This is a genomic window from Planomonospora parontospora (assembly GCA_014647935.1).
In the GTDB taxonomy this organism is placed as follows: Bacteria; Actinomycetota; Actinomycetes; order Streptosporangiales; family Streptosporangiaceae; genus Planomonospora; species Planomonospora parontospora.
In genome coordinates this window covers 61,437-76,550 of record BMQD01000009.1, presented here as the reverse complement: position 1 = coordinate 76,550, position 15,114 = coordinate 61,437, and the positions used below count along the sequence as shown (strand labels likewise).

Below are 15,114 nucleotides of genomic sequence, written 5' to 3'. Positions count from 1 at the left end.
AGCGGCTGTGAGCGGCTGTGAGCGGCTGTGGGCGGCTGTGAGCGGCTGTGGGCGGCTGTGGGCGCGGCCTCCGCTCACACCCCCGCGCGCTCGGCGGGCAGACCCGTCTCGACGGGGAGACCCGCCTCGACCCAGTCCTGGATGCCCTCCCGGTACTTGCGCACGTCGGTGTAGCCGAGAGCGGACAGGCGCCGGGCGACCGCCTCGCTGTTGCCGCAGGCGGGGTTGGAGCAGTAGGTGACGATGGCGGCGTCCCGGTCGGGCAGCAGCTCTGCGGCACGGGCGGTGACCTCGCCCTCCACCAGGGCGACCGCCCCGGGCAGATGCTGCTGCTCGTAGTAGGCGCCCCCGAGGGCGTCCACAACGGTGACGGTCCCCGCCTCGATCGCGGCCTTCAGCTCGTCGCGGCTGATCAGTGCGGTCATGTCGACCTCCGAAGTTAAGTGGACTATAGTCCGTTTGTGTGAACGACCCGAAAATTACCGGACCACAGTCCGTTTCGTCAAGCGAGCCGCTGCGGACGCTGCTGGGAGAAGTGCCGAAGGAACGGGCGGACGCCGCGCGCAACCGGCTGAAGGTGCTGTCGGCGGCGGCGAGGCTGTTCCGTGAGAGGGGAGTGGACGGCGTCTCGATGGACGCGGTCGCCGCCGAAGCCGGGGTCGGGAAGGGCACGCTGTTCCGCCGGTTCGGCGACAAGTCGGGACTGGCCGCAGCCCTGCTCGACGAGCGTGAGCGCGAGCTGCAGGAGGCCGTCCTGTCCGGACCGCCTCCGCTGGGCCCCGGAGCCCCGGCCGCCGAGCGGCTGTCCGCCTTCGTGGGCGCCTACCTCGACTACCTGCTGGACCACCTCGACCTGGTCCGCCTGTCCGAGACCGCCAGCCCCGGCGCGCGCTACCGGATCGGCGCCTACCGGTTCTGGCGTCTGCACGCGGCGATCCTGCTCGCCGAGATCCGTCCGGGATGCGACGCCGACCCGCTCGCGCACGCGCTGCTCGCCCCGCTGGCGGCCGAGCACATGACGGCCCTGGCCGGGGAGTACGGCGAGGCGCGGGCGAGGGAGGCCGTCCGGGCTCTCGTGCTCGGCGGGGTGCGCTGAGGAGCCGCCTCGGACCGGTCGCCGCGGGATTCCGCCGGGCCCGGCGGGCGGGACGGGCGGGACGGCGGGGAGACACCCGGGCCCGGCGGGCGGGACGGCGAGGAGACACCGGTCGAAGCCGTGGGCGGGACGTCTCCCGGCTCCCCTTCCCCTTGGTCCGTTCACTCCGTATGGATTTGGCTCTTACATCCGGCCGACGCCGTTCCTAAGGTGCTCGTCACGGGCTTCGGGAGAGGCCGGGGCGTCGTCTGCCGAGGTCTCCGGCGTCCGCCGCGGGCAGGAGCGTCCGCGAGCCCGGAAGCCGAATTCCGAACCGGGGAGTGTGAGCCTGTGAGCCGACGCGGCTGGGGCCTGTTCGCCATGATGAGCGTCATCTGGGGGATCCCGTACCTGCTGATCAAGGTGGCGGTGGACGAGGTGTCCGTTCCCGTCCTCGTGTTCGCGCGGACCGCGGTGGGTGCCGCGGTCCTGCTGCCGCTGGCCCTGTACGGGGGCCGGTTGCGAGGGATCCTCCGGCATTGGCGCCCGCTGGCCGCCTTCGCGGTGATCGAGATCATCGTGCCGTGGTGGCTGCTGTCCGACGCCGAACGCCATCTGACCAGTTCGATGACCGGCCTGCTCATCGCGGCCTCGCCGATCGTCGCGGTGATCGTGGAAAGGCTGACCGGAGGCACCGAACGGCTCAGCCCCCTCCGGTGGGCGGGCCTGGCCGTGGGGTTCGCCGGGGTGGCCGTGCTGGCCGGGCCGGAGCTGAGCGGCGGGAGCGTGTGGGCCACCGCCGAGGTGCTGCTGGCCGCGGCCTGCTACGCCGTGGCCCCGATCATCGCCGCCCGGCGGCTGCGGGACGTCCCGTCCCTGCCCATGACGGCCGTGTGCCTGGGCCTGGCGGTGCTCGTGTACACGCCGCCCGCGATCGCGACCTGGCCGGACGCACTGCCCTCGGGCCGGGCGCTGGCCGCGCTCGCCGGGCTGGCCCTCGTCTGCACCGCGCTGGCGTTCATCGTGTTCTTCGCGCTCATCCGGGAGGTCGGCGCCTCCAGGGCGCTGGTCTTCACCTACGTCAATCCCGCGGTCGCCGTCACCGCGGGCGTCGTCCTGCTCGGAGAGCCCCTCACCGCGCCGACCGTCATGGCGTTCGCGCTGATCCTCGGCGGTTCCGTGGTGGCGACCGCGAGCCGCTCCACGGGTGGGAGCGCGGCCGCACCGGCCCCTGCGGAAGGCTCCGCCGGCCTCTCCGACCTCCCTGAACGGTCCCGGTAGGAGGGCGCCCGGGACCGCCGGGCGGAAGCAGGGGTCTTCAGAGGGCCTTCAGAGGGCCTTCAGAGGTCCGGAACCGGGCCTTCAGGAGCCGGAACCGGACCGTCAGGCGGGACCGGCGTGGGCGGCCAGGACGCGCCAGCCGTACCCGTCGTCGTGGACCCAGGTCCGGGTGTAGCGCATCCGTCCGGCGAACGGCTCGCCCGCGAACGTGCCCGCCAGCCTGCCCAGGAAGCAGGTCACCCCGGTCCGCCCCTCGACGAGCACGGTGAGGTCCTCCTGGACGACCTCGGTCATGACCTGCGTCCGCGAGCGGTGGTTGTGCAGGTCGAGCGGCTTGGCGCCGGTGACGCAGGCGCCGTCCGGCGGGCCGGTGAAGACGAGCCGCTCGTGGAGCAGCCGGTCCAGCTCCTCGACGTCCCCGGCGAGCTGAGCCGCCTGCAGGCGCCGCTCGGCCTCGTGCAGTTCGTCCGTGAGCGTCTGGTCGGACATGGGAAACCCTTCTCTCCGCCGTCTCCGCTGCGGGTGCGGCCACCGATGTGGACATGATGCCTCCCGGTGCGGACACGCGGGAAGGGACCGTCCGGGGACGCCGCCCGCACGCCGCCCGTGCTGGTCCGCGCGGTTCATCGGAACCGCCGGCCACGGCCGCCGCCTGGAACGCTCCTCCGGGATTCCCCGGGTAGATTGATGATCGGCCGGGCCTTACCGGGCCTCGCCCCGTGATTCATCGATCCGGCCCGGCGAGACGGGGGCGTGAGCGTGACCGAACCGGAGAACGGGCGGCTCCCGGCCAAGGAGGCGGACGCCCTCTGCCGGGACGCGCACCGCCTGCTCGGCGACGCCCGCGCCCTGCTCGGAGAATACTCCCGGGCCCGGAAGGAGGCTGAAGGAGCGCTCGGCGCGCTCCGCGCCGGTCTGGCCCGGGCCGAGCTGGGCTCGATCCCCGTCGGCCGTCTCAAGGACGTGACCGGCGGACGGCTCCGCCTCGGCGCGCTGGAAGGCTCCGGATACGCCACGGTCCTGGACGTCCTGGAGTCCTCGCCGTACTACCTGCAGCTGATCCCCGGGATCGGCACGCGCACGGTGAAACAGATGCACGCCGCGGCGCGCCAGATCGCGCAGGCCGTCGAGGAGGCCGTCAGGGTCCGCATCGACGTCGAACGGCACGAACCCCTGACCACCGGTCTGCTGATCGCACTGCATCGGCTGGTGACCGCCGGTCCCGAACTGGCGGGCGCCCGCGAGGTGGCGCACGACCTGGACAAGCGGCTCGGACCGCTGCTGGCGGACGCGCGTCCGGCCCGTGGGCGGCTGCGGATGATGCTCACCCGCCCGGAGCGCCGCCGTCGCGCCCGGGAGGCGCTCGCGGAGCTCTCGAACCTGCTCGTTCGCGCCCGGGAGACCCGTCTCCTGCTCACCCAGGTCACCACCGATCTGCTCCGCCCGGCGGTGTCGGAGTTCGAGGCGTGGACCGACTTCGAGTTCCGCGCGCCTGACTACTACGGCCTGCTCGCCGAACTGGCCGGCGGGTTCGGCGCGGCGGGTCACGGTCTGCTCCCCGACGAGCTGATCGCGAAGATAGACGCCCAGGAGCTCGACGGCACCCACCGCAGGGTCTCCCTGCGCGGATACCAGGCCTTCGGAGCCCGCTTCGCCCTCGCCCAGCGCCGGGTGATCCTCGGCGACGAGATGGGCCTGGGCAAGTCGATCGAGGCCATCGCCGCCCTGGCGCACCTCAGGGCGGAGGGGCGGACCCATTTCCTGGTGGTCTGCCCGACCAGCGTCCTGATCAACTGGCTGCGCGAGCTCCGTTCGCGCAGCACCCTGAGCGTGCATCCGCTGCACGGGACCGACCGTCCGGCGGCCGAGGAGGAATGGGTACGGCGGGGCGGTGTGGCCGTGGTCACCCTCGACAGCCTCTACCGGTTGAAGGCGCCGCGCACCGTCGAGGTCGGCATGCTCGTGGTCGACGAGGCGCACTACGTCAAGAACCCGCAGACCAGGCGCTCCACAGCCGTCGCCCGGTGGTGCCGGCACGCCGAACGGGTGCTCTTCCTGACCGGGACACCGATGGAGAACCGGGTGGAGGAGTTCCGCGTCCTGGTCTCCTACCTTCAGCCGGAGCTGGCCGCGAGTCTCCGCGACAGCGACGCCGCCGCCGGAGCGCGGGCCTTCCGAAAGGCCGTCGCCCCCGCCTACCTGCGCCGCAACCAGCAGGACGTGCTCACCGAGCTGCCGGACGTGGTCCGTGCGGAGGAGTGGGTGGAGTTCAGCGGAGCCGACCTCGCCGCCTACCGGCAGGCGGTCACGGCGGGCGACTTCATGGCCATGCGCCGCGCCGCCTACGCCTCTCCCGGCACCTCGGCCAAGCTGAAGCGACTGCTCGAACTGGTCGAGGACGCCCGGGTCAACGGGCTCAAGGTCCTGGTCTTCTCCTACTTCCGGGACGTGCTCGCGAGCGTCCGGGAGGCCCTGGACGGTCGGGCGCACGGGCCGATCTCCGGTGACCTCGCCCCGGCCCGCCGCCAGCAGCTGGTGGACGAGTTCTCGGACGCCGAGGGCCACGCGGTCCTGCTCTGCCAGATCCAGGCGGGTGGCGTGGGCCTCAATCTGCAGGCCGCCTCAGTCGTGATCATGTGCGAGCCGCAGGTCAAGCCGACCGCGGAGGCACAGGCCGTGGCCCGCGCTCACCGGATGGGCCAGGTGCGCAAGGTGCAGGTGCACCGGCTCCTGGCGGTGGACAGCGTCGACCAGCGCATGCTCGACATCCTGGGCTCCAAGGAGGAACTCTTCGACGCCTACGCGCGCCGGAGCGACCTGGCAGAATCCAGCGCCGACGCCGTGGACGTCTCCGAGCAGGAACTGGCACGCCGGATCGTCGAGGAGGAACAACGCCGCCTCGCCGTACGACGCGGCTAGGTTCCGGTACGGAGGTGGTCCCGGCTCCGTTCCGAGAACCGGTCCTGTGCGGCGAGCACGTCGCCCGCGTGACGCACGGCCCACTCGCCCATCGCCCGCATCGGCCCGAGCAGCGCCTTTCCGGCCTCCGTCAGCGCGTAGTCCACGCGGGGCGGCGCCTCCGCGTACGCCTGCCGGAAGACCAGGCCGTTGTACTCCAGCCGTCGCAGCGTCTCGTTGAGGACCTTGGGGCTGATACCGCCGATCCGGGTCACCAGCGCCCGCGGCCGCATCGGGCCGGCCTCGCCGAGCGTGTAGACCACGACGCCGTCCCAGCGGTTCGTGAGCACTTCGAACGCGAGACGCGCCTGGCAGTCGGCGGTGTAGCCGGATTCCGGCGGGCCGGGGGGCTTCTCCATGCCCCCATCCTGTCCGGTCCGATGCACACCGTGCGGTGTGCATCGGACCGCCTAGCGTCACGGACCGGTGCCCCTCCCCGGGGCGCTTCGGAGCACACGGATCCCTCGGAGCACACCGGATCACTGACGATCCGGGGACAGGAGCCGCATCATGCGCATCGGAATCCTCGGCACGGGCGCGATGGCCACGACGCTGGGCGGAGCGTGGGTCCGCGCGGGACACGACGTCCTCGTCGGCGGGCGCGACCGGACGGCCGCCGCGGCGACCGCGGCCCGAATCGACGCCGCCGGGCACGGAACCCCGGCCGACGGGGCGGCCTACGGAGACCTCGTCCTGATCGCGGTCCCGGCGGACGCGGCACCCGGGTTGGCGAAGGAGTTCGGCGGCACGCTCGCCGGGCGGACGGTGATCGACTGCACGAACCCCGTCGTACCGACCGACGACGGCCTGACGCTGACGACGGGCGGCACGACGTCGATCGCCCGGCGGATGGCGGAAGCCGCACCGGGGGCCCACGTGGTCAAGGCGTTCAACCTCTGCCACGAGAGCATCTGGACGTTGCCGCGGCCGGTGTTCGAGGGTGCTCCCCTCGCCGTGCCGTTCTGCGGCGACGACCCGGGGAGCCTCGATCTGCTCACCGGGCTGATCACGTCGATGGGCTGCACGCCCATGCCCTGCGGGGGACTCTCTCACGCGGCCTACCTGGAGGCGACGGCGGTGTTCGCGATCGGGGTGTGGTGGTCCGGAGCGGAGACGCGATTCGCCTTTCCGACACCCGCGGAGGCCCCGCGGACTCCTTAGCGTCACCTGGCCCGTTCCCGGCCGCACCCGGCCCGTCTCCGGGAGCACCTCCCGGTCCACTGGAGGAGGGGCGCCGGGGCCGTGCGCTCAGGGGCCGGTGAGGCGGCGGTCGCCGCGGGTGGTGACCACGAACACCTGCCAGTTGTAGTAGGCGTAGTAGTTCCGGATGTCGCGCTTGATCTGGCGCGCGTGCAGCCGCACCGCGTCGACGTACGCCCAGGAGTGGTTGTAGGCGTACAGCGCGCGCCGGTAGTCGCGCGGCGCGCCCGAGGCGCGCAGGTAGTTGGCCGCGGCGAGCAGGGCGTCCCGGGTGTCGTGGACGTCGCCGCCCATCCCGTAGGCGGCCCAGGTCCCAGGCATGAACTGCATGGGCCCCTTGGCGCCCGTGTGGCTGGGCGAGCGCACGCGGCCGAACTTCGTCTCGACGAACATCACCGCCGCCAGCACCTCCCAGTCGACGCCGAACCGGCGCTCGGCGTGCCGGAAGTGCTTGAGCAGGACGTCGGCGGGCTCGGGCTCCCGGACGCGGAACCTGGCCGGCCTGCTGACGGGGTGGACCAGGGAGAGCAGGTTCCGGCCGGCCGTCACGTTGGCCTCCGCCTCCCCGGCCAGGGCCTTCGACAACCCGGGGTAGGTGCGGGAGGCGGTCTTCGGGTTGCGGGCGAGGTGACGGTAGATGCGCTGCTGGTGCAGGGCCAGCAGCACCACCGGCTCGGGAGCCCTCCCCTCGGCGGGGTCGCCGTCGCGGATCCAGTCGTCGATCGCCCGACGGAGCCGTGCGGTGGTGTCGGTCAGGGCACGGGCCAGCCGGGCCGGGTCCTTGGGGATCACCGCACTGGGGGCGGGCAGATCGGCGGCGGCCTCACGCGCGGGCTGCGTCGCCGGTGCCGCGGATCGCTCCGGAGCCGTCCGCTCCGCCGTACGGCCGGCGGGGGCGGCGGTGGAGGCCGATCCCTGCGAGGCGGCGCAGCCGGAGACGGCGACGGTCAGGGCGAGGAGCGAGGCGGCCACCGGCCCGCCGCGCCGCCGGGCGCGCGCGGCCACCGGCTCGCTGTGTCGCCGGGGGTGCACGTCCGCCGATCCCTCGTGCCGCCGGGCGCGCGCGGCCACCGGCTCGCCGTCCGGAGAGCCCGCCCGCGCCGACCCCGCCCACCGGCCGGTTCTTCCGATCTTCGTCTGCTGCTGCTCCACCGGCCCCAACGTACCCGAGCGGCGACCTCTCAGGCCGGTTCCCCGTTCGGCCGGTGAGCCGTCCGGGCGAGGGCGGAGCGGGCCGGGCCGGCTACCAGTCGAACGGGAAGGGGACGTGACCGGGGATGACGTAGGAGTAGTCCCAGGACTCGACGACCAGGCCCCGGGTGTCGAAGCGGAGCATCGTGCACCCCGAGATGGTCAGCGGGCCGCTGTCGTAGCGGCACAGCGCCCAGTACTCTGCGGCGGCCTGCTCCCCCTGGACCAGTGGCGCGGCGAAGCGGGCCCGCGTCGGCTCGACCTCCGACGCGAACGCGTCCTGGAGATACTTCCTGAGCCCGGCGCGTCCCCGGTGGGGAGAGTCGAAGGGCGTCGACCAGTGGACGCCGTCCTCGGCCTGGAGCTCGACGATGGCCTCGGCGTCCTGCCGGGCCCATCCTGTCGTCCACACCTGTGTCCAGCGCAACGCGGCCTCGTGAACGTGCACGGCGATCCTCTGCGGTTGATGATCGGTTCCCGTCGCCACGAACACTACGACCTGCCCGACCGGTGTGCCAGGTCGGGAGGATCACCGGCCGAGGATCCCGGCCGCCCTCCGGATCTTCGCCCCGCCGTACTCGCCGCGGTCGACGCATACCGGACACGTCCCGACCAACGGGATTTCTACCCTGCGGGAGCGAGTTGTCGGTGCCGTCTGGTTCGGTGGTCGGGACAGATCGCAGGGGCGGTCATGAGAGGCGGCGGACATGAGAGATCAGCGGCTCCCGGTGGGGGACGAGGAACGGTTCTGGGGGCTGGTGGAGGAGGCCTGGGCACCGCTGGGGGCGGAGGTCGAGCGGGCGCGGCGGGCGCTGACGCACCGGGCGGCCGGTCCCGGCGGAGACTCCCGCGACGCGTCGGTCGCCGTGGTCGAAGCCGCTCTGCCGAAGTTCCTGGGCAACCTCCGCTCCGCAGGCGAGGGGCTGTCGGCGCAGGAGCTGACCGATCTCGACCGGGTGGTCGAGCGCAAGCTCTACGACATCGACCGCGCCGACGTCCAGGCGGTCACCGACGGCTCCGACGACGGGTTCCTCTACGCGCGAGGCTTCATCGTGGCGATGGGCCGGGACTTCTACACGGCGGTGGCCGAGGATCCGGAGACGGCGGTGCCGGACGCCGAGTGCGAGCGGATGTGCTACTTCTTCGCGCACCTGCACCATGAGCGCCACGGGGCCTTCCCGGACACCGGATCGGGGATCTCCCGCGAGTCGTGCTCGAACCCGGCCGGCTGGCCCCGCTGACCCGTCCCCCGCGGCGCCCGTCCGCTCCCGCCGCACGGCGGCGGTCCGGACGGGCCGTCGTCCGCTCTCCGGGGGCGGACCTCAGATACGGCCCCCTGACCGGTCCCGCTCGTCGGAAGGGCCGCCCGAATGCGGCTCACCGACGTGTGCGGAGGACCTGGACGGCGGTGGTGATCGCCTTCCTGCGATAGCCGTTGACGGGCATAGTGGCACCGTGGGCGTGGCGGACGACGCCCTGGGAATCGATGAGGACGCTGCCCGACTGCTGCACCGCGCCGAAGACCTTCCTGCTCAGGCCGATCATCTCGTGCGGGCTGCCGAGGCGGCCGGTGAGGACGGGGAACGGGATCCGGCGCTCGGCCTTCCACGCGGCCGCCGTCCGGCGATCTTCGGGAACCGCGACGAACACCAGGATGTCCTCGGCGGCGAACTCGTCGCGGTGCCGGATGAGGTCTCGGACGTGCCGGTTGCAGACCGGGCACGACGTCGACCGCATGAAGTAGATGAGCACGGCGTGACCGCCCCGGTGGTCGTGCAGGCGGAAGGTCCGGCCGTCGGTGTCCTCCAGCACGACGTCGGGTGCGGGCGATCCGGTTTCGAGCATGGGCGGGCTCCCCTTCGACTCGGGTGGTGGGAATGACTCAGGTGGTGGGAATGACTCGGGTTGTGGGGATACGGTCCGCGCAGGCCGGGCGCGGGTGGTTCAGGCCTGGTGCGGGCGGTCGGCGGTGTCGTTCCTTCCGTCCAGGCTGTGCCGCAACCTGCTACGGGCCCGGTGCAGCTGGGACTTCATCGCGGCGTTGCTCAGCCCGAGCCTCTCCGCGACCACCGGCCCCGGGTGACCCAGCACATCCCGCATGATCAGTACTCTGCGCTGCACGTCCGGCAGCTCCCTGATCGCCTGTGCGACGAGATCGGCCTCCAGCCGCCGGATGACCTCCTCCTCGGCCGACGTCGCCAGACCGGCGTCGGCCTCGTCATAGCGGTCGAACAGCAGCCGGACCCGGCGCAGGCACTCGTTCTGGACGATCCGGAACATCCATGACGCCAGCGCCCCGGTGGCGCGCAGCGAACCGATCTTCCGGTAGAGGATGATCAGCGCTTCCTGGGCGGCGTCCTCGGCATCCTGCGGGGAGGCGCAGAGATGCTCCGCGAAGCGCCGCACATGGGAGTGGGCGCCGTGGACCACCGCGGCGATCGACTCTCGATCACCGGCCTGTGCGGCCTCGATGAGTTGCGCGCTCGCCCAGCCGCGGTCAGCCACGTCCGCGCCCCTGCCACCGGAACGGGGCCGTGAAAGGCGCCCGCCGGACAGCCGGCACCACGACGTCACTCATCCGAATCTCCTTCCCAGCGTGAACATCACCCCATAAGAGGCCCCCGCGCCGCGAAAGGATTCACCGTCTCAGGGCCGACTTCGCCGGGAGCACCGCGACCGGTACGCCGGCACGCGGTCCGTCGCGGCGCGGGACGGCCCGCCGACCGCTCACGGCCCGGCCGGCCGCTCACGGCTCGGTCGGCGGGTGCGCCCCGGTGGACGATCACGACGGTGCGTCTCAGGACGACGCCCTGTAGCGGGCGGCGACCGCGGCGGCGCGGTCGCGCAGGGAATCGCGCAACCACTGCGGGGCCAGGGCCTCGGCGTTCGTGGTGAGCTGCCACAGCGCCCATTCGGCGTGCCTCGGATCCTGGAAGGTCACCTCCAGCCGCAGCCAGCCGTCCGGGTCGGCCGCTTCGGCGAGGACGGCCAGCGCGGTTCCCACCAGGTCCTCCCGCCGCGCCGGGTCCACCCGTACCAGCACGGCGACCTGGTCGCCGCCGGTTCGGAACCGCGTGCTGCGTTCCTGCCAGGCCCGGTCCAGGTCGACCCGGTCCGGTCGCTGCGCGGGTTCGGCGAGCTCTTCGGCGGCCAGGATCCGGGACAGCCGGTAGGTTCGGTCCGCGCCGGACCTCGTGGCCAGCAGATAGCCCCGGTCGCGTACGGTGACCAGGCCGACCGGGTCCACCGTGCGCCACCGCGGGGTCTGGTCCGCGGCCGCGTAGTGGATGCGCAGCCTGTGCCCGGCGACCACCGCGCGCAGCACCTCGGCCACCACGGCGTCGGGCACCTCCTCGGTGACCAGCCGGCGCGAGAGGAGGTCGGTCTCCGGATCGATGAGCAGTCGCTCGGCCGCGCCGGCCGCGGTGTCCCGATAGCTCTCAGGCAGCGCGTCGACCACCTTGAGCATCGCCGAGGCGAGCGCCGAGCCGAGGCCGAACGCCTGCGCGCCGCGCCGCGATCCGGCGACCAGCAGGGCGAGGGCCTCGTCGTGGTTCAGCCCGGTGAGCTCGGTCCGGAAACCGGGCAGCAACGCGAAACCGCCGTGTCGGCCGCGTTCGGCGTAGACCGGGACGCCGGCTGCGGACAGCGCCTCGATGTCGCGCAGCACGGTGCGGGTGGACACCTCCAGCTCGCGGGCCAGTGCGGCCGCGGAGAGCCGACCGTGCTGCCGCAGCAGGAGCACCAGCGAGACCAGCCGGTCGGCGCGCATGCGAAAACTTTATCGGAATACGCGACAAAAGATGTCGTGATTTGCCGGGAGGCTGATCGGCGTCACGAAAGAGACGGCGGCCACCGCGCCGACGGGCGTGCGTGATGTCGACGAACCGAATGGAGCTGATAGGGCAATGGAACGAACGGCGGTCAACCCGTGGGTGTGGTCGGTGGAGCTGGGATACAACCAGGGCGAGATCGTCTCGGGGCACACCCGGACCCTGTACTGCGCCGGGCAGACCGCGATGAGCGGCGACGGCAAGCCCCAGCACGCCGATGACATGGCGGCGCAGCTGGCGCTGAGCCTGGACAACCTGGAGGCCGTGCTCGGCGAGGCCGGGATGTCCCTCGCCGACCTGGTCCGGCTCAACGTCTACACCACCGACGTGGACCGGCTCTTCGAGCACTACGGCGTGCTGGCGGCGCGGCTGGGCGCCGCCGGGGCGGCACCGCCCACCACGATGCTCGGGGTGACACGACTGGCGATCCCCGGCCTGATGGTCGAACTCGAGGGGACCGCCGTCGCGTGATGCGGCCTCGCCGCCTCCGGCAGGACCGCCGGAGGCGGCACGGGTGGGCCTGACCCGCCGGTCGGGTTCGAGTGCCTGGGTTCAAGTGCCTGGGTTCGAGTGCCTGGGTTCAAGTGCCCTCGGGTTCAAGCACCCCGGCCTTGGGCGCCCTCGGGTTCAAGCGCTCTCAGGCTTGAGCACCCCCGAGGAAGGCGCGCACCTCGTCGATCTCGGGGACGCCGAGCTCCTCGTAGAGATCCAGGGCCGAGCGCCCGTGCTCGTGCGCCCGGTCGTCCTGCCCGATGCTGAGGTGGGCCCTGGCCAGGCCGTCGTGTGCCCGGGCCTGCTCGGGCCGGTTGCGGGCCGCACCGGCGAGCGCGAGCGCCGCCGTGTGCTCGTCGATCGCCCGCGCCGGGTCGCCCAGCGCCAGGGCCGCCTCACCCAGACCGTTGAGGGCCGAGGCCTCGTCGCTGCCGTTGCCCATGGCGCGGTAGAGCTCCCCGGCCCGGCGGTGGCAGGCCATCGCCTCCTCGGCCCTGCCCTGGTTTCGTAGGGCCGAGCCGAGGTGGTTGAGCACCCGTGCCTCGCCGAGCCGGTCGCCTTCCTTCCGGTGCAGGGCCAGCGCCAAGTCGAGATGGCGCCGGGCCTCCTCGTGGCGGCCCGTCTGGACCAGGATCATGCCGAGGTCGGCGAGGACGAACCCCTCCCGGGCCCGGTCGCCGGCGATCCGGGTGAGGTCGAGCGCCTCCTTGAGGTGCTTCTCGGCCTCGGCGCTCTCCCGGCGGCGCCAGGCCACGTTGCCCAGGGCGTTGAGCGCGAGCGACCGCTCATGCGGGTCCTCGCAGGCGGCGAGCGCCTGGCGGGCGAAGTCCTCGGCCTGCTCGTAGTCGCCGCGCCGCCAGTGGGTCCAGGACAGGTCGGCGAGCGCGCGGCCCGGCGGCATGGCGTGTTCCCCGAGCGCGCGGCTGCGCTGCAGCGCGATGCCGTGCAGGGTCAGGGCGTCGTCGTGGTGGGCCCGGCGGTCGAGGTAGGGGCTCAGGGCCACGGCGAGGTGGCTGATGCACACCTCGGGCCCGTGGACCACGGTCGCGATGATGTTGGCACGCTCGGCGTCGAGCCAGCCGATGGCCTCCGCCGCGCCGCCGATGGGCTCCACCGGCGTGATCTGGGGCGGCATGTTCGGCCGGTCGGGGACGCTGTGCGGGAACAGCAGCTTGACCGCTGAGCGGGACCGGTGCAGGTAATGCAGGAGCAGGCGCATGAGCGCGCCGCCGTCTGGGCCGCCGTCTGGGCCGCCGTCCGGGCGCTCGGCTTCGTTCAGGGAACGGGCGTGCTCGCGCAGCAGGTCGTGGAGGGTGTACCGGCCCGGCTCGCGCTGCAGGAGCATGTGCGCGTCCAGGAGACCCTCCAGCAGTCCCTCGGCCTCGAACACCGGGACGTCGGCGAGGGCCGCCGCGGCGTGCGGCTCGATGTCCTGGCCGGGAGCCAGCCCGAGCAGCCGGAACATCCGCTGCTCTGCCGTACCGAGCTGCTCGTAGGAGACCGTGAACGCCGCCGCGACGCTCCGCTCGGACGTCGCGAGCTCGGCGAGCCGCCGCCGCTCGTCGTGCAGGCGGCCGGCCAGGTAGGAGACCGTCCAGCGGGGCCGGTGCTGCAGGCGCGCCGCGGAGATCCGGATGGCGAGCGGGAGGTACCCGCACGCCTCCAGCACCTCGTGCACGGCCTCCGGCTCGTCGGCGGCCCGCTCGCCCACGATGCTCTCGAAGAGCGCGACGGCGTCGCGGGACGGCAGCACCTCCACGGACAGCGCGTGCGCGCCGTCCAGACCGGTCAGCCGCCGACGGCTGGTGATCAGCAGCAGGCTGTCGGAGACGCCGGGGAGCAGCGGACGCACGTGCTCGTCGTCCGCCGCGTTGTCGAGGACGGCGATGACGCGGCGCCGCGCCAGCTCGGCGCGCCACAGGGCGCTCCGCTCGCTCTCCGCCGTCGGGATGTCGGTCAGGCCGAGCTGCCGCAGCAGGGCCTCGAGCGCGGCGGAGGCCGGGAGCGGGTCCTGGCCCGCGGTGTGCGCCCGCAGATCGATGAAGAGCTGACCGTCCGGGAAGCGATCGGCCAGGCGGTGGGCGGCGCGGACGGCGAGCGTGGTCTTGCCGATGCCGGCCATGCCGTCGATCGTCACGATCGCGTTCCGCCGCCCCGAGACGAGCCGGTCCAGCTCGGCGGTACGGCCTGCGAAGTCGGGGATGTCATAGGGCAGGAAGTTCGACCGGATCCTGTCCCCGGCCTTGCCCTGTTCCTGGTCCCGCTCCTGTTCCCGGTCCTGGTCCCGGTCCCGGTTCTGGTCCTCGGCCGCGACCTCGGCCGCGACCCTGAGCGCGGGGGCGTCGGTCAGGACCGCCTGCTCCAGTTCGGCGAAAGCCCGGCCGGGATCGAGGCCCTGCTCCTCGGCGAGAGCCGTACGGTAAGACCGGGCCGCGGCGAGGGCGTCGGCCTGCCGTCCGGAGCGGTGCAGAGCCAGGACGAGCTGGCCGACGAGCCGTTCCCGCATCGGCTGGGCCGCCACGTGGCCGGCCAGCTCGTCGAGTACCCGGCTGTGGCGCCCCGCGTCGAGCTCGGCCTGCATGAGACGCTCGACCGCGGTCAGCCGGCGGTCGTCCAGCAGCGCACGGGCGCCCTGCGCATAGGCGGCCTGCACGTCAGCCAGGGCGTCGCCGTTCCACAGTCCCAGCGCGTCCCGGAACCGGCCCGCCGCGACCAGCTCGGTGAAATCCTGCACGTCGAGCCCGCCCGGAGCGGGGAGCGCGACGTAGCCGCCCGGCCGCGTGCCGAGAACGTGGTCGGCGCCGACACCGCGGAGCGCCCTGCGCAGGGCGGTGATCGCGGCGTGGACCTGCGACCGGGCGGTGTCGGGCCGGTCGTGTCCCCACACGGCGTCGATCAGCTTCTCCATGATGATCACCCGACCGGCGTTGAGCAGCAGGTAGGCGAGGACCGCGCGATGCCGCGGCGCGATGCCCCCCACCACGTCGCCGTCGGCGAGCACCTGCACCGGACCCAGCAGTGTGAAGCGGATCTGCACGTATCGCCCTTCCATCGCCGACGCATCGGGAATCTATCAATCCGGAC

The 15,114-nt window shown here is 73.0% G+C and carries 15 protein-coding genes; 6 read left to right on the top strand and 9 right to left on the bottom strand.

The genetic code is table 11. The features are described 5' to 3' along the window. Positions 1–74: 74 nt before the first annotated feature. Complete coding sequence (locus IEZ07_RS15825; RefSeq protein WP_191895452.1) at positions 75–425, bottom strand: rhodanese-like domain-containing protein; 351 nt, start codon at positions 423–425, stop codon at positions 75–77. 110 nt (positions 426–535) lie between these two features. Between IEZ07_RS15825 and IEZ07_RS15820 the strand changes: the two genes are divergently transcribed. Both IEZ07_RS15820 and IEZ07_RS15815 read left to right on the top strand, forming a co-directional pair. Next, positions 536–1,096, top strand: a complete 561-nt coding sequence (locus IEZ07_RS15820) for a TetR/AcrR family transcriptional regulator (protein ID WP_239320210.1) — start codon at positions 536–538, stop codon at positions 1,094–1,096. Between the two features lie 330 nt (positions 1,097–1,426). Then, on the top strand, positions 1,427–2,356 hold the full coding sequence (locus tag IEZ07_RS15815; protein WP_191895450.1) for a DMT family transporter: 930 nt from the start codon (positions 1,427–1,429) through the stop codon (positions 2,354–2,356). Between the two features lie 102 nt (positions 2,357–2,458). On the opposite strand, the gene IEZ07_RS15810 is transcribed toward IEZ07_RS15815, so the two are convergent. Then, complete coding sequence (locus IEZ07_RS15810; RefSeq protein WP_191895449.1) at positions 2,459–2,845, bottom strand: nuclear transport factor 2 family protein; 387 nt, start codon at positions 2,843–2,845, stop codon at positions 2,459–2,461. Between the two features lie 264 nt (positions 2,846–3,109). Here IEZ07_RS15810 and IEZ07_RS15805 point away from each other — a divergent pair, with 264 nt between their 5' ends. Next, positions 3,110–5,275: a DEAD/DEAH box helicase gene (locus IEZ07_RS15805; RefSeq protein ID WP_239320212.1), complete on the top strand. Its 2,166-nt coding sequence runs from the start codon at positions 3,110–3,112 to the stop codon at positions 5,273–5,275. Here the strand turns inward: IEZ07_RS15805 and IEZ07_RS15800 are convergent. Then, the gene (locus tag IEZ07_RS15800) at positions 5,272–5,673 is read right to left on the bottom strand and encodes a winged helix-turn-helix transcriptional regulator (protein WP_191895448.1); all 402 of its coding nucleotides are present in this window, start codon (positions 5,671–5,673) and stop codon (positions 5,272–5,274) included. The genes IEZ07_RS15805 and IEZ07_RS15800 overlap by 4 nt on opposite strands. A gap of 151 nt (positions 5,674–5,824) precedes the next feature. Between IEZ07_RS15800 and IEZ07_RS15795 the strand changes: the two genes are divergently transcribed. Further along, complete coding sequence (locus IEZ07_RS15795; RefSeq protein WP_191895447.1) at positions 5,825–6,475, top strand: NADPH-dependent F420 reductase; 651 nt, start codon at positions 5,825–5,827, stop codon at positions 6,473–6,475. A gap of 87 nt (positions 6,476–6,562) precedes the next feature. Here the strand turns inward: IEZ07_RS15795 and IEZ07_RS15790 are convergent, their stop codons facing one another. Further along, complete coding sequence (locus IEZ07_RS15790) at positions 6,563–7,666, bottom strand: lytic transglycosylase domain-containing protein (RefSeq protein ID WP_191895446.1); 1,104 nt, start codon at positions 7,664–7,666, stop codon at positions 6,563–6,565. A gap of 91 nt (positions 7,667–7,757) precedes the next feature. Beyond that, positions 7,758–8,153 (bottom strand): nuclear transport factor 2 family protein, encoded by a 396-nt coding sequence (locus IEZ07_RS15785; protein WP_191895445.1) that lies wholly within the window; start codon positions 8,151–8,153, stop codon positions 7,758–7,760. A gap of 259 nt (positions 8,154–8,412) precedes the next feature. Between IEZ07_RS15785 and IEZ07_RS15780 the strand changes: the two genes are divergently transcribed. After that, positions 8,413–8,946: a DUF4240 domain-containing protein gene (locus IEZ07_RS15780; RefSeq protein WP_191895444.1), complete on the top strand. Its 534-nt coding sequence runs from the start codon at positions 8,413–8,415 to the stop codon at positions 8,944–8,946. Between the two features lie 136 nt (positions 8,947–9,082). On the opposite strand, the gene IEZ07_RS15775 is transcribed toward IEZ07_RS15780, so the two are convergent. The 3 genes from IEZ07_RS15775 to IEZ07_RS15765 all read right to left on the bottom strand — a co-directional run bounded on the left by IEZ07_RS15775 (position 9,083) and on the right by IEZ07_RS15765 (position 11,477). Further along, positions 9,083–9,550 (bottom strand): peroxiredoxin family protein, encoded by a 468-nt coding sequence (locus IEZ07_RS15775; RefSeq protein ID WP_191895443.1) that lies wholly within the window; start codon positions 9,548–9,550, stop codon positions 9,083–9,085. A gap of 99 nt (positions 9,551–9,649) precedes the next feature. Next, entirely contained in the window at positions 9,650–10,210 is a 561-nt protein-coding gene (locus IEZ07_RS15770; RefSeq protein ID WP_068902284.1) for an RNA polymerase sigma factor, read from the bottom strand. 292 nt (positions 10,211–10,502) lie between these two features. Further along, positions 10,503–11,477: a helix-turn-helix transcriptional regulator gene (locus IEZ07_RS15765; protein ID WP_191895442.1), complete on the bottom strand. Its 975-nt coding sequence runs from the start codon at positions 11,475–11,477 to the stop codon at positions 10,503–10,505. Positions 11,478–11,613: 136 nt separating this feature from the next. Here IEZ07_RS15765 and IEZ07_RS15760 point away from each other — a divergent pair, with 136 nt between their 5' ends. Further along, the gene (locus IEZ07_RS15760) at positions 11,614–12,009 is read left to right on the top strand and encodes a RidA family protein (protein ID WP_191895441.1); all 396 of its coding nucleotides are present in this window, start codon (positions 11,614–11,616) and stop codon (positions 12,007–12,009) included. Positions 12,010–12,175: 166 nt separating this feature from the next. On the opposite strand, the gene IEZ07_RS15755 is transcribed toward IEZ07_RS15760, so the two are convergent. Further along, positions 12,176–15,082: an AfsR/SARP family transcriptional regulator gene (locus IEZ07_RS15755; protein WP_204054441.1), complete on the bottom strand. Its 2,907-nt coding sequence runs from the start codon at positions 15,080–15,082 to the stop codon at positions 12,176–12,178. Positions 15,083–15,114: the final 32 nt, after the last annotated feature.